This window comes from Ignavibacteria bacterium (genome assembly GCA_017303675.1).
Taxonomy (GTDB): Bacteria; Bacteroidota; Ignavibacteria; order Tepidaquicellales; family OLB5; genus OLB5.
The window spans coordinates 1-14091 of sequence record JAFLBX010000001.1; the positions used below are offsets into that span (position 1 = coordinate 1).

General features: G+C 37.9%; 14 protein-coding genes. 5 read left to right on the forward strand and 9 right to left on the reverse strand.

The features are described 5' to 3' along the window. Positions 1–127 precede the first annotated feature (127 nt). From J0M37_00005 to moeB, 8 genes are all read right to left on the reverse strand, one after another. Positions 128–1366, reverse strand: a complete 1239-nt coding sequence (locus tag J0M37_00005) for a hypothetical protein (GenBank protein MBN8583446.1) — start codon at positions 1364–1366, stop codon at positions 128–130. A 17-nt stretch (positions 1367–1383) separates the two neighbouring features. Beyond that, positions 1384–2841, reverse strand: a complete 1458-nt coding sequence (locus J0M37_00010) for a T9SS type A sorting domain-containing protein (GenBank protein MBN8583447.1) — start codon at positions 2839–2841, stop codon at positions 1384–1386. Positions 2842–3205: 364 nt separating this feature from the next. Then, positions 3206–5830, reverse strand: a complete 2625-nt coding sequence (locus J0M37_00015) for a T9SS type A sorting domain-containing protein (protein MBN8583448.1) — start codon at positions 5828–5830, stop codon at positions 3206–3208. A gap of 78 nt (positions 5831–5908) precedes the next feature. Continuing rightward, on the reverse strand, positions 5909–6226 hold the full coding sequence (locus J0M37_00020; GenBank protein ID MBN8583449.1) for a DUF971 domain-containing protein: 318 nt from the start codon (positions 6224–6226) through the stop codon (positions 5909–5911). Between the two features lie 4 nt (positions 6227–6230). Next, complete coding sequence (gene nadA / locus J0M37_00025) at positions 6231–7190, reverse strand: quinolinate synthase NadA (GenBank protein MBN8583450.1); 960 nt, start codon at positions 7188–7190, stop codon at positions 6231–6233. A 1-nt stretch (position 7191) separates the two neighbouring features. Further along, complete coding sequence (locus tag J0M37_00030; GenBank protein MBN8583451.1) at positions 7192–7419, reverse strand: type II toxin-antitoxin system HicA family toxin; 228 nt, start codon at positions 7417–7419, stop codon at positions 7192–7194. After that, on the reverse strand, positions 7416–7619 hold the full coding sequence (locus tag J0M37_00035) for a type II toxin-antitoxin system HicB family antitoxin (GenBank protein MBN8583452.1): 204 nt from the start codon (positions 7617–7619) through the stop codon (positions 7416–7418). Before J0M37_00035 ends, J0M37_00030 begins: the two co-directional genes overlap by 4 nt. Before the next feature lie 15 nt (positions 7620–7634). Beyond that, positions 7635–8822: a molybdopterin-synthase adenylyltransferase MoeB gene (gene moeB, locus J0M37_00040; GenBank protein ID MBN8583453.1), complete on the reverse strand. Its 1188-nt coding sequence runs from the start codon at positions 8820–8822 to the stop codon at positions 7635–7637. Positions 8823–8968: 146 nt separating this feature from the next. Between moeB and J0M37_00045 the strand changes: the two genes are divergently transcribed. Genes J0M37_00045 through J0M37_00055 form a run of 3 tightly spaced genes read left to right on the forward strand, consistent with a single transcriptional unit; the run spans position 8969 to position 11321 of the window. Beyond that, positions 8969–9268, forward strand: coding sequence for a nucleotidyltransferase domain-containing protein (locus tag J0M37_00045; protein ID MBN8583454.1), 300 nt, complete (start codon positions 8969–8971; stop codon positions 9266–9268). Then, the gene (locus J0M37_00050; protein ID MBN8583455.1) at positions 9261–9632 is read left to right on the forward strand and encodes a DUF86 domain-containing protein; all 372 of its coding nucleotides are present in this window, start codon (positions 9261–9263) and stop codon (positions 9630–9632) included. The genes J0M37_00045 and J0M37_00050 overlap by 8 nt, the downstream gene beginning before the upstream one ends. Before the next feature lie 6 nt (positions 9633–9638). Next, a complete protein-coding gene (locus J0M37_00055) occupies positions 9639–11321 on the forward strand; it encodes a methylmalonyl-CoA mutase family protein (protein ID MBN8583456.1) in 1683 nt (560 codons plus the stop codon). A 435-nt stretch (positions 11322–11756) separates the two neighbouring features. On the opposite strand, the gene J0M37_00060 is transcribed toward J0M37_00055, so the two are convergent. Next, the gene (locus J0M37_00060; GenBank protein ID MBN8583457.1) at positions 11757–11903 is read right to left on the reverse strand and encodes a hypothetical protein; all 147 of its coding nucleotides are present in this window, start codon (positions 11901–11903) and stop codon (positions 11757–11759) included. A 70-nt stretch (positions 11904–11973) separates the two neighbouring features. Here J0M37_00060 and J0M37_00065 point away from each other — a divergent pair, with 70 nt between their 5' ends. Then, positions 11974–13128, forward strand: coding sequence for a hypothetical protein (locus J0M37_00065; GenBank protein MBN8583458.1), 1155 nt, complete (start codon positions 11974–11976; stop codon positions 13126–13128). A 34-nt stretch (positions 13129–13162) separates the two neighbouring features. Next, the gene (locus J0M37_00070) at positions 13163–14083 is read left to right on the forward strand and encodes a decaprenyl-phosphate phosphoribosyltransferase (GenBank protein ID MBN8583459.1); all 921 of its coding nucleotides are present in this window, start codon (positions 13163–13165) and stop codon (positions 14081–14083) included. The last annotated feature ends 8 nt before the right edge of the window (positions 14084–14091 follow it).

Here is a 14091-nt window from a genome sequence, read left to right on the forward strand (position 1 = left end):
AAGTACAGTTATTTATTACGGTTGAATATTCCGTTAAGCCGATTGAAGTTGGCTGAGTTATATTTACTCCGTTATAAGCATTCTGTATTACGCAGTTAATTAATGTATCATTTGCGTCATCAGATAGTTAAATGCCATCCCAGGTTTCAGTCGAGTCAAGTGAGGTAATCTTAGCATTATTACAATTTATTCTTGAACCGTTCTGAAAAATTATCTTAGAATGTTTTCCCATTCGGAGTTCTGAATACGGCATCATATTGAATACGGCAGTGCTGTCAAAAACTAAAGTTGTGCTGTCAGGGAATTCTACTATTGCGCTGTCTTCCATTGTCATACTGCCTCCTTTGATAATTGCATCTGACCAGCCTGCACAATATGAAATTATACCTCTCCTTTCATATATTATTCGGACATTACCATTTATAACGCCGTAATTACATAATTTACTGCCATGCTTTACTACTAAAGTACTGTTGTTTTGGAATGTCAATATGCTATTTGATAAGATGCTGAATGTTGCTCCATTTTCAATATACATTGTTTCATTTTGCTTTATGAAAGCATGATGACCGGATGCTACACTTAAATTCATAAATAGACTTTTATATTCGTCGTGTTGCGGAAAACCAAAATCAACAGCATTTATAGGTAAGTTTAAGTACAAATTATTTCTTTCATTGGTAGTTTTAAAATTTCCTTTGTTAGGTATTTTATAGAATGTATAAGTAATAGGATTAACTGTGCCGATCTGTTGATATATTTTTAGATTTCGGTTTACATCTGGGTGAGCGATATTTATTATATTTCCATTTATAAATTTAAAAGTAATATTATTATCAGAATTAAATCGAATCCATACATCATTATGATTATCATTCGGTAGATCCCAATCACTATAATCAATATTTAAATAGTCAATTAATTCAATTGGCTGATCAGAATCTGGATCTACGTCCCAAAACTCAATTCTGTATTTGCCAATTCCAAATATACTATCACATAAATCATGACTCGAAACATCCCAGGATAAAAAGAAGCCTCTAGAGCGATCATTTTCACTGATACTATCATTACTTTTTAAAAGTCGTTTGTTTCCAGCAAAAATATGATTATCAAAACCAGGGTAATCATTTTCAGCTTCTGCCGAATACCTGTAATCCCTCACGAAACCTGTTAAATTATCATAATCTTCAATTACTTCTAATGGTTTCATATTAAAAACAAATCCAACTGGTATGACTTTAACAAAAATGTCTTTTGTAGTATCTCTATTCATAATGAAAATTTCTGATCGTGGGGTTTGTTGTGCAAACAAAATACTTGAATTTATAACAAAAAATAAAACAGCTTGAATTAAAGTTTTCATACAAGGAATTCTCCTGTTTATTTTATAAAAACAATTTTATTCGATTTAGAAAATGTTTTGTTATCTGTGAACTTTACAAAATAGACACCTGAAGTATAATTTGTAGCATCAAGATACGTACTATAAATACCTGCGCGGTGGTAACCCGCAACTAAAACTTCAACCTCCTTTCCCGATGTGTCAAAAATTTTTATAATTATGTCTGTTGGAGCAGGTACCTCATACTTAATTACAGTCCCTGGATTGAAAGGATTTGGATAGTTTTGGTGAAGTTGAAACTTTTTGGGGATTTCAGTTTCAGTATGCTGTATTCCAATAGGATCTGCTTTGGTAGTCTTTAAAACATAAAGAAATTGCGCATCCAGTTCAAGTGGCGGGAAATTAAAAGCGTCTCCACTGACAACATAAGAACTATCATTGCATAAATCAACAGATGATCCTGAAATTTCAAGTGTATCTAGCGGGTAGGTTTTTTCCCAAACTTTATTGCCTAAAGGGTCTATTGCCAATAAAAACGCTTCAGTGGATTTTACTCCTGTAATGACATAAGTGTTATTATATTCTACTCTAACAGCACAATCCGATGACCTCAAATTAAAATATGTATTTGTATCGCCATAAATTTTTGACCATTCTAAATTTCCGAAACTGTCTGTTTTTGTGTAATACAACTTAATGTATTGATTATTGTATACTATCGTTCCAATAATTAAATAGCCAAAATCTAAAGTTTCAAAAACATTATAGCCAATTTCATTAGAAATACTTCCATATTTATTAGTCCAAAGTGTATCTCCGTTTAAGTTAGTCTTAATCAAGAGTTGTTCAAGATTGTTTAATATAGTTATCACACCTGTAAGTACTAAACTCCCATTCGCTAATTGCTTTACATGATAAATTGTACTTTGAGTATTTCCCGGTCTAATTATTTTTGACCACAATTTATTTCCATTAGTATCAATTTTTACCATATATCCTGATCTTACAGTGGGGCTGCCGGTTTCACATTTACCAACTGCAATGATTTTCATATCATTCGTTTCAATCAAGTGATAGAAATACAAGCTATATCCGGTTTCTGGTATATTCTTCATCCAGATTATGCTGCCATCTGGTCTCAATTTTACAACCAATCGGTTGTCTCCCACTGCTACAAAATCACCAGTTGAAGTTTCAATTACAGAAGTCATCCCTATAGTTGCAGGTAAATATCTTACCCACAGAGTATCACCTGTATTATTTAATTTTGCCACAAAACCCCAGTACCCGCTTCCCCCTCTTCTCCCGGCAATTACGTAATTTCCATCACTCGTTTGTTTAATGGAATTTCCTGTAGTCCAATTAGAATAGAGATCAGTCTTCTGCCAAACTACTTCTTGACCTAACACAATTTGGTTAAAAAAGACTAACACTACAACAAAGCTAAATGCTTTTGCATTTATTAAATTTGTTCGTTTTACAGGTTTTTTACTCATAATTTTTAAAAATTCGGTTAGTTTCAGTTTGGCTTGTTTCCCGTTTTCACAGTAAACTCAAAGGATTCGGGTTTTATAGTATAATTATATATTTCAAATTAATATAAAATCAATCTATAGTCAAGCGTAAAATTGTAAATTATTAATCAATATTAGCTATTTTGCCAATCAAAACAAGCACCGGTAAATTGATTTCGGATTTGTATTCATCAAGGCTCGGGTATTATATAAATTTCTATAGGTAATTATAGTATCATTACAAATATAATACAGCTATTAAGGCAGAACAATGATTTGAGTCATAAAAAACCTGCCATGTCTTTAAGACCCGGCAGGTTTATGGATAATATAAAACAATTTTATACTATTTCACTAACATCATCTTTTTTGTTTCAGTAAAACTGCTTGTTGAAAGTTTGTAAAAATACACACCGCTCGAAAGTCCTGTTGCATCAAAAGTAATTTCATAACTTCCGGGTTTTATGTTCTGCTGTAAAATCGTATTTACAAGTCTGCCGGATATATCGTAAATATCTAAACTGACTGCCCGGAGGTCAGTCTCTACTGATGGAATACTGAATTTGATCTTCGTACTTGGGTTAAAGGGATTGGGGTAATTTTGTGAAAGCGAAAATTGTTTCGGTATTTCATTTGTTACCGGCTCTATTCCTATCGGATTTTCGATGAGGTCTCTTTCATAAATTCCGTTGCCGTGTGTAGTTGCCCTTATATTGCGGCTTGGGTACACTATAGTAAGATCAAACACCAGCGCAAAAGGCATTCCCGTTGTAAATGCTGACCAGTTAACGCCGCTGTTTGTTGATACATAAACACCAAGATCATTGCCAACATAAATATTTTGCGTATATAGTGGGTCTATGCATATCGACTGGTGCGGCACATCAGGCAGATTAGATGTAATGTTAACCCAGTTCGCTCCGCCGTTTGATGAACGGTAAACATGCGGGTTACCGAATCCGCCGAATGTCGCGTAAACATCCATTGAGTTATTGGGATTTACATGAATATCCGTGGGATATCGGTTTGGCAATACGCCGCCGCCAACATTTACCCAGTTTGTACCGTTTGTGGTCTTCCATATAGTAGCCGCTGCGCCGTTTAATACAGGGATGGTTCCGCAATAAACCGTATCGGTATTTGTTGCTGAGCCATCCATTGAAAGAACCTTCGCTCCGCTGAATGAACCGTACGGACCCTGCCATGATGTCGCGCCGTTTGTTGAGCGGTATATTGAAGTACCGCCGGCATACATTATATTTGAATTTGACCTGCATGCAATGAACGGTGCGGCAAAACAATAATTATTACCATTGCCGCTTCCCGGCGGGGGGCGCTGCGACCAGGTAACGCCTCTATCTGTAGAGCGGTAAATTGCGCCGTAAGTATATTCAGTGTAGCAGATATTATCATTCTGCGCGTTCACTGCGCACCACATGCCATCGCCGACAAATGTTTTGTACCATGCTGTTGTTCCCTGGTAAAATGTTGAGCGGTTATCCTGAAGACCCCCGATACAGAAAATTGAATCCTGCATAGAGTTCGCAAATCCCGCATAGAACTGTGTTGTTACATACCCGCCGTTGCAGGAATAATACGTTTCACCAAAATCATTGGAGCGGTAAAGACCGCCATCAGTTATGCAGTATATTTTATCGGGGTCACGCGGATTTGAAATGAAATAATGATGATCGGCGTGCGCAAAATCACTGGTCAAGCCTTCCGGCTCGCCGGGCGGTGTTGCGCCTTCATTCCACGCAGACCAGTCTGATTTTGTAACAAAGCTTGTTCCGCCATTGGTTGATTTAACGAGATCAATAGTGCCAACGATAATCTGGTTAGGGTCATTTGATTTAACCATATGGGCATTATTATACCAGCCCTGGTTCCCGATAGGAACGCTTGTAGATTTAAGTGTCCATGTAACACCGGCATCAGTGCTTGAATAGTATCCAACGTATGAAAGATCATTTGATACGCTTGCGTAAACAAAATTCGGATTACCCTTATAAAGCTCAATGGTAGTTTTACCGGTCCAGTTTGCGGGCAGGCCGCCGGTTAATTTTACCCAGGATGTTCCTGCATTGGTTGATTTATATATACCTACATTTGCATTGGGCACATTATTGGTTAAGTTGCCAACAGAAATATACAGTATGCTCGTATCAACCGGATTTATTTCCATATCCATCACCATCTGGTAATTTAAAACCTGGAACCAGGAAGAGCCGGCATTTATAGATTTCCACACACCTTCGCTTGTTGCTGCGTAAACTGTATTGCGGTTCTTTGGATTTAACAGTACACGCCAAACACCACGCTGGTTGTTGTAAGACCAGTCAAGTGATTTAGACCAGTTTACGCCGCCGTTGGTAGTTTTCAGGATCCCGATGCCGTACATACCGCGTGTAACGCGCACATCAACCCCGTTGAGTGAGTACTGGTAACCATAATTTTCACCGGTTCCAATGTACATTACATTAGGGTTTGCTGAATCAATTGCTATTGAGCTCACTGCAAGTGAAGGATATCCTGTTTCAATCCTTTGCCATGCGTTAGCGCCGAGTCCGCCGGTTACTGATTTCCACAATCCACCTGATGCAGAACCCATGTATAAAGTGGCTGTATCAACAGGGCTGAATTCCATACACAGGCTTCTGCCGCCAATGTTATTGGGTCCTATTGATTGCCACTGGGTTGGCGAATCATACAATGCGTCATATTGCGGCATAGTTTTGGAGTACTCAAATGCCCGGTAGAATTTATCTTCAGGTATATCCGGTTCAGGGAATGATCTGATTTCCGAAAGGAACTGCATTGAAAGCATTGCGCCCGAGGGTTTATTTATTTTCTTTTCTTTGTAAGATGGTTCATTTTCTACACTGTTCACATGAGTACCAACTACAAAATAAAAAGCAATTATAACCAAAGAAAATAAAACCCCTGTTATAATAGTGTATTTATTTTTCATTATTTTTTATGATTTACTTAATTATAATGTATAAAGGATAAATTTACAATTGAAATATAAAATAGTTAATTAACGTTATCAGTTAGCTTTCTTTATTAAGGCAAGTTCCCGTAAAAGACCCCAGTTATACAAACCGGTATTGTGGCCGTCTTTCCAGTGAAGCTGGATGGCATAATTTCCAACTATTTCCGCTTTTTCAAGATTAAATGAATCTTCGGTTAGAGGTGTTTTATTAACCGGTGAATATTTATACAGCAGCACTTCTTCACCGCTGCACTCCGCACACGGGCAGTGTTCACGAAGAAGCTTTGCAGTAATATCAAACTCCATTCCGTCATCAAATGATATATGGAATGAATTATTATCAGGATTTCGTTTAAACTGTGTTAGTGTCATTTTTTCAGCTCATTTCAAGCATTCGTTGTATTGGTCTTAAGGCTTTCAGCCTTGTTTCTTCATCAATAATTATCTCAGGCTTCCCCTCTTTCATACACAGGTACAGTTTTTCCATAGTGTTTAACTTCATGTAAGGACATTCATTGCATGAACAGTTAGCTTCAGGCGGCGCAGGGATAAATTTCTTTTCAGGCGAAGCCTTCTGCATCTGGTAAATTATACCTTCTTCTGTGGCAACAATAAATTCATTTGCGGGATTTTCCCTGGTGAAATTAAGCAGAGCGCTTGTAGAGCCGATAAAATCAGCCCTGTTTAGCACAGCTTCCTCGCATTCCGGGTGAGCGATCAGAAGAGCATCCGGATTTTCCGTCTTAAGTGTGATGATCTTTTTATCGCTGAATGTTTCATGTACGATACAGCTACCGTCCCATAACAGCATATTTCGTCCGGTCTTTTTCATTATATACCTGCCAAGGTTTTTATCGGGCGCAAATATTATTTTTTGATCTGCCGGAAGCTGCTCAACAATTTTTACAGCGTTGGAAGATGTACAGATTATATCACTCAGCGCTTTTACAGCTGCAGAGCAGTTTATGTAGCTTATTACTATGTGGTCAGGATATTGTTCGCGGAATTTTTTGAACATGGGCGCAGGGCAGCCTTCGGCAAGTGAACAGCCGGCATTAAGATCAGGCAGCAATACCTTTTTGCCCGGGTTAAGTATTTTGGCTGTTTCAGCCATAAAATGTACGCCGGCAAATACTATTACATCTGCATCTGTTGAAGCTGCGCGGCGGGATAGCTCGAGGGAGTCTCCAATATGATCCGCAAGGTCCTGTATCTCGGATTCCTGGTAATAATGCGCAAGGATAACTGCGTTCATTCTCTTTTTCAATGCAATTATCTCTTCTTCCAGATTGAGCGGTGAAAGATCTATAACGGGTTTATTTAATGCTGTTTCCATTTTACAATAATTTTAAGAAATCATCTAAATTCAACCTGGCTTGTTTTAATATATGAGATAAAGTAGAACGCTTTACAGGTTTATGAGCAGGTACGGTAATTTTCAAGATCTCATTTTCCAGTCTTTTCTGCAACCTAATATGACTACCTTTCTGTTTCACAATAATCCATCCTTTCCTTTGCAGAGCAGAAATGATCTTGAAATACGGCAACACTGGAACTTTACTCACAGAACAAGTTCTTTAGTTTCAACTCCTTCTTTCAAAATCATTTCATCATCAACCGGTTCAAGGTAAAGTTCTATAGCTTCTATTATATTAGCTTCTGCTTCTTCTTTATTCTCACCCTCACTTATACATCCAGGTAGAGAAGGAACATAGACTGTATATCCTCCATCATCACTTGGTTCAAGCACTATTTTAAGTTTCATATAATTATAATTAGTTTAATATTTCTTAACTTCAGGGTCTATCCTGTCATGCCAGGCGTGTATACCGCCCAATAGGTTCTTTACATTACTGTACCCTATGTTATCTTTAAGGTATAATGTAACATGATGTGAACGGTTCCCTGTTCTGCAATACACAATTATCTCAGTATCCTTATCCTGCGGAAGTTCATTCATTCTCTCAGGCAGTTCGCTCATTGGAATTAGCACTCCCCCAATATGGGAAATATCCCTTTCATGGGGTTCCCTTATATCAAGCAGGTACACTTTTTCTCCGCTATCGACTCTTTGTTTATATTCTTCAACTGTTATTTCCCATTCGTTGTGTTCTGTCATATTTTCTTTTGAATTTATATTTTTGCAGAATTGTTCATAATCTATTAATTCAGTTATTACCGGGTCGCTTCCGCAAACTGGGCAAGCCGGATCTTTTGCAAATTTAACTTCACGGAACTTCATATTCAGTGCATCAATAAGTAACAGGCGGCCATTCAGCATTTCTCCTTTACCGAGGATAAACTTTATCACTTCGTTAGCCTGCAGGGAGCCGATTATGCCGGGCAGAACTCCCATTACCCCGCCATCAGCGCAGTTAGGTGTATCGCCCGGTGCGGGAGGCTCCGGGTATAAGCATCTGTAACAGGGTCCGTGTACCGGTTCAAAAAAAGATACCTGGCCATCAAACCTTAAGATACTTCCGTAAACAAAAGGTTTACCAAGAATAACACAGGCATCATTTACTAAGTAGCGGGTGGCAAAGTTATCTGTGCCATCGGCAATAATATCATAATCCCGCAGAATATCCAAAGCATTATCCCTTGTAAGCCGCTCATTATATAGAGTAATTTCGATATTGGGATTTATTTCATTTAAACGCTCTTTTGCCAGCTCTGTTTTTAAATGACCCACATCATTGGTTGAATATAATACCTGTCTCTGCAGGTTTGAATAACTCAGCTCATCAAAATCCACTATCCCAATCCTGCCAACCCCTGCAGCAGCCAGATACATGGATATTGGCGAACCCAGTCCGCCGGCACCAAGGATCAACACACTTGCAGCCTTCAATTTTAACTGTCCATGTTTGCCAACTTCAGGAATAACAAGATGTCTGCTGTAACGCTCGAGTTCGTTTGAAGTTAACTCAATGTTTTCTGCTGTTATATTTTCAGGGAAATTTGCCATGCGAACAAAATTAGCTAAAAAGTAATTATATATAAAGGTTATAACAATAAATCATTATATGAAATTGCAGATTTTGAGTGTTTTTAGCCGCAGAAATACCGATTTAGCAATAGAATAGTAAGATAAAAATCATTATTTTTGCCCCAATGCAAAATTTAAACAAAGAAAATATCATTGAATTTATCAGGAAAAATAAGACTTTTCTGCATGATAAATATGGAGTTCTTTCAATTGGGCTTATGGGTTCATTTGCCCGTGACGAACAAAAAGCCGATAGTGATATTGACTTTATTGTAGAATTTGCTGAAGTAGATTATAGTAAACTTGTTAAAATGACCTCATTTCTTGAAGAAAAGTTCAAGACCAAAGTAGATATCATTATTAACAATAAATACTTGAGTAAAAAGTTTAAAGATTTAAATGAAAAAGATACGATAAATGCCTAGCGATGCGATTATTCTCAATAAATTTGAGATAATTAAAGGATCTGTCTTGATAATACTTGATCGATTTAAAGATGTATCAGCACCTGATGATTTTATGACAACTCCTAACGGAGTAATGAAACTCGATTCAATAGCAATGAGATTACAGAGTATCGGGGAATCAATTAAGAAAATAGATAAGTATAGACCCGAACTTTTGAGAAATTACAATGAGATTGACTGGAATGATATTATAAAGTTCAGAGATTTTATATCACATCATTATGATCTTGTTAATCCAGAAATGATCTATAATACCTGTAAAGAAAAGTTACCAATACTTAAAAGTACTATTGAAAAAATAATTAACGAAAATTTTAAATAAATATATATGTCCATCCAAAACGGAAAAAAAGCTAGTCCATTACTGAATAAGAGCGTTTCAAAAAAAGAGTGGCTCAAAACAGCTGAAGAGCTGCCGACAACTGATATGAAGTTCACTTCGCTAAGCGGTGAAGAAGTAGAGCTGTTATATACACCCGAAGATGTCAAGAACATCGATCATGATTCAGAAATAGGTTACCCGGGCGAGTTCCCCTATACACGCGGAATACACCACAACCTTTACCGCGGCAAGCTGTGGACAATGCGCCAGTTCGCCGGCTTTGGCTCACCTGAAGATACCAATGAGCGTTTTAAATACCTGCTGGCTCACGGGCAAACGGGACTTTCTACAGCATTTGATATGCCTACATTAATGGGGTGGGATTCAGATGATGAGCTCGCCGAAGGCGAAGTTGGAATTTGCGGTGTAGCAATTTCATCACTTGATGACATGAAGGTACTGTTCAACGGAATTCCGCTGGATAAAGTATCAACTTCTATGACAATTAACTCACCTGCTGCAATGATGCTCGCTTTTTATCTTGGAGTAGCAGAAGAACAGGGCGTACCTTTTGATAAGCTGCAGGGCACAATGCAGAACGATATTTTAAAAGAATACATCGCGCAGAAAGAATTCATCTATCACCCTGAGCCTTCTATGAGGATCATTGTTGATATGATAGAATACTGCAAGGATAATGTACCCAAGTTCAATCCTGTTTCAGTCAGCGGATATCATATCCGCGAAGCTGGCTCGACCGCTGCACAGGAGCTTGCTTTCACACTGGCTGACGGCTTTGCATACATTGAAGCTTGTATTGCCCGCGGAATGGATGTTGATTCTTTCGCGCCCAGGATCTCATTTTTCTTTAATTCACATTTAGACTTCTTTGAAGAAATAGCTAAGTTCCGCGCAGCAAGAAAAATATATGCAAAACGCATGCGCAATAAATACGGCGCAAAGAATCCAAAGTCATGGACTCTTCGCTTCCACACGCAAACAGCAGGATGCTCTTTAACAGCGCAGCAGCCTGAAAACAATATTGTAAGAACAGCGATCGAAGCGCTTGCTGCTGTACTTGGCGGCACGCAGAGCCTGCACACAAACTCAATGGATGAAACACTTGCGCTTCCTTCAGATAAGGCTGTAAAAATTGCCTTAAGAACCCAGCAGATAATCGGTTATGAACACGGTGTAATTAATACAGTGGATCCGCTTGGAGGCAGCTACTATGTTGAAGCCTTGACAAAGAAAATGGAAGATGAAGCGGAAAGCTATTTTGAAAAGATCGATGCACTCGGCGGTGTAATTCCCGCTATTGAAGCAGGCTTCTTCCAGAAGGAAATAGCTGATGCTGCTTACCGCTACCAGATGGAGCTTGATAAGAAAGAGAAAATTATCGTTGGAGTTAATGAATTTGTAGAAGAAGAAGAAAAGATAGATATCCCGATCCTTAAAATTTCAAAAGAAGTAGAACGCGTCCAGGTAAAACGCCTGCGCGAAATGAAGGCTTCCAGGAATAACGAAAAAGTGGAAGAAACTCTCGCTGCAATGGTACAGGCTGCAAATGATAACCTGAATCTAATGCCGAGGATTCTTGACTGCGCAAGGAATCATGTAACACTTGGTGAAATGTGCAATGCTTTAAAAGAACCGTTCGGCGTTTACGAAGAACAGGCTGTATTTTAAAATATAAATTATTGATGATTTCTTAACCCCTCCCATTATTGGTGAGGGGTTTTTTAATTTTATTTTTTTTACTTAATCCCGCCTTTGAAAATTGCCGCCATAATTTAGTAGCTTCTGGTTCAGATTAACCCGCTATTAAAAATAACCGTTTTTTGCAGGTATTTCTGAATTGAATATATCTTTCAAATGAGATACTTTTACTTTAATTATTATTGATATCTTAAATTATAGCTAAATAACAGGATAACAGCATATTATTTTACAATCATTCAAAAATACTGATAAGCACATTTTAATAATAATTATCCTTTACATATGTTTACAGGCGGCTTATTTAATTTCGGAATATACCATCGCAGGCGGAAGTTTCGGAGCCCCGCTTGACGATGTTTGGATTCATTTCCGCTTCGCTGAAAATTTCGCACACGGATTTTTCTACCAGTATAACCCCGGTGAACCTACACCCGGTACAACTTCACCGCTATGGGTAATTATACTTGCCGTTCCATTTCTTTTTTCACAAAACCTGATATTGCCGTACGCGCTGTTTGTAAGCTCTTTATTTTTTTTACTGGCTCTCATTCAGTTATACAAATTCTGTATTAAGCTTGGATTTGACGGAATATATTCCCTTTTAATTACACTGATAACAATGGCAGCCGGCAGGCTGCTTTGGTCGTCGCTTTCAGGAATGGAAATAACATTATTCGTATTGCTGAGCGTACTCATTATTAAAAGCCATTTAAAAGAAATAACAAACGGCAGGGTTACATTTTTAACCGGATTATTACTTGGTATAGCAGCAAATACACGTCCTGAAACATACCTGCTTGCGGGACTATATTACCTCACAACTTTATATCTGCTGCGTAATAAATTAAAAGGAAATTCCTCCAAGCTGATTTTATCAGGCGTAATTTTTTTAATACTGTTACTGCCATATCCTTTGTTTTCGTATATGCACACCGGGGGATTCTTACCCAATACCTATGAAGGACAGGTCGGTTCTGCGAAATACCTGCCAAACTTTACTTTTATAATTGAATCTGCTAAAATTTTCATAAAAGATAATTTCGTAATATTTATTTTATGGGGATTAAGTGCGATATATTTTGTATACACTATAATAAAGAAAAAAGTTGAAGGTAATTTCCTTTTATTAAATCTGTGGATATTCCTGCTGCCCCTGGTTTCAGCTTTTATAGCTCCAAACTGGCGGCATCATGGCAGGTATTTGATTCCCCTAATTCCATTTATTAACATTTCTGCAATATATATATTGCGTAAGCTGCACACTTATTACGAAGCAAAAGGTTACAGGCGTTATACCCTGTTCAGAAAAGGAACTATTGCCGTAATATTGATTGCTTCAGTTAACAGCGGTGTGCTGTTTGCCGGTGTGCTGGGATGGAACGTTGAAAATATCAACAACCAGCAGGGCAAAATTGCAGCATGGCTTAACCAAAACCTGCCCGGTGAAACTGCCTTCGGCATGAATGATATCGGGATAATTACATTCAAAACGAAGAAGTATGTAGTTGATATGGCGGGCCTGGTAACCCCGGAAGTTTTTGGCTTTCAGAAAATGAGCTATGAAGACGGCTCGAAAGCATTATTTAAATTCCTGAAAGCAAAAGGAGTGAATTATATTATAATTTACCCGGACTGGTTTGAGTATATTATGGCAAATTATTCCGGCGCATTCACTCAGGTACACAGCCAAAAGCTTCAAAAAAATACAATATGCGGCGGCATTGAGATGTTTGTATATAAGATAAACTGGGATAAGATATTTCCTGAAAAATAACCGGGAAAAATCATCCTGTAAGAGAACTTGATAAATGATAATCCACCTTTTTAAGCTTATTCGCCCCAAACAATGGATCAAAAACTTTTTCGTTTTTGCTCCGCTGCTTTTTTCACGTCATATATTCCACCTGGAATATTTGATACCTTCGCTTGCGGCTTTTATAATATTTTCACTTGCATCAAGCGCGGTTTATATCATAAATGATATAATGGATGTTGAAAGCGACAGGGTGCATCCAAAGAAAAAATACCGTCCTATCGCATCAGGGGAAGTAAGCGTAAAGCAGGCAATGGTTTTTCTGGTTTTGATCGTTGTAGGCATAGCTGTTGGCTTGATCTTCCAGAGACCTGTATTTTCATTTGTAATTGTTCTTTACCTTATAACAAACCTTCTGTATTCACTTAAGGTCAAATCAATTGTACTGCTTGATGTTTTTTTCATTTCGTTCGGATTTATGCTTCGTGTACTTGGCGGCGCAGCCGCTATTGGAGTATCGGTATCAAGCTGGATGATACTTACTACTATATTCATATCGCTCTTTTTGGCAATATCAAAACGGCGCAGTGAGCTCTCGCAAATTGTAAACAAAGAAAACATCGATAAGCAGCGTAAAGTATTAAAGGAATATTCTGTTGAATTTGCCGACCAGATAAACACCATCGCCGCAGCGGGAACGATTATTTCATACGCGCTGTACACAGTTTCAGAAAGAACTGTTTATACTTTCGGTACAGAAAAGCTGATATATACAACACCTTTTGTAATTTACGGGATATTCCGATATATGTACCTGATGCACCAGAAGAATCTGGGTGAGTCTCCAACATCAATAGTCACAAAAGATATTCCCATTATACTTGATGTCATAGCGTGGTTCGTATTTTCAATACTTATCATTTACAGGCAAAACATACCGTATCTGCCGCAGCTTCTGCAGAAACTTTATCCTTAATAAACTGC

Coding starts and splice junctions, on each gene's coding strand:
- J0M37_00005 (MBN8583446.1), bottom strand. CDS start 1,366: ATGAAAACTTTAATTCAAGCTGTTTTATTTTTTGTTATAAATTCAAGT.
- J0M37_00010 (MBN8583447.1), bottom strand. CDS start 2,841: ATGAGTAAAAAACCTGTAAAACGAACAAATTTAATAAATGCAAAAGCA.
- J0M37_00015 (MBN8583448.1), bottom strand. CDS start 5,830: ATGAAAAATAAATACACTATTATAACAGGGGTTTTATTTTCTTTGGTT.
- J0M37_00020 (MBN8583449.1), bottom strand. CDS start 6,226: ATGACACTAACACAGTTTAAACGAAATCCTGATAATAATTCATTCCAT.
- nadA (MBN8583450.1), bottom strand. CDS start 7,190: ATGGAAACAGCATTAAATAAACCCGTTATAGATCTTTCACCGCTCAAT.
- J0M37_00035 (MBN8583452.1), bottom strand. CDS start 7,619: ATGAAACTTAAAATAGTGCTTGAACCAAGTGATGATGGAGGATATACA.
- moeB (MBN8583453.1), bottom strand. CDS start 8,822: ATGGCAAATTTCCCTGAAAATATAACAGCAGAAAACATTGAGTTAACT.
- J0M37_00045 (MBN8583454.1), top strand. CDS start 8,969: ATGCAAAATTTAAACAAAGAAAATATCATTGAATTTATCAGGAAAAAT.
- J0M37_00050 (MBN8583455.1), top strand. CDS start 9,261: ATGCCTAGCGATGCGATTATTCTCAATAAATTTGAGATAATTAAAGGA.
- J0M37_00055 (MBN8583456.1), top strand. CDS start 9,639: ATGTCCATCCAAAACGGAAAAAAAGCTAGTCCATTACTGAATAAGAGC.
- J0M37_00060 (MBN8583457.1), bottom strand. CDS start 11,903: ATGAGAGCCAGTAAAAAAAATAAAGAGCTTACAAACAGCGCGTACGGC.
- J0M37_00065 (MBN8583458.1), top strand. CDS start 11,974: ATGGCAGCCGGCAGGCTGCTTTGGTCGTCGCTTTCAGGAATGGAAATA.
- J0M37_00070 (MBN8583459.1), top strand. CDS start 13,163: ATGATAATCCACCTTTTTAAGCTTATTCGCCCCAAACAATGGATCAAA.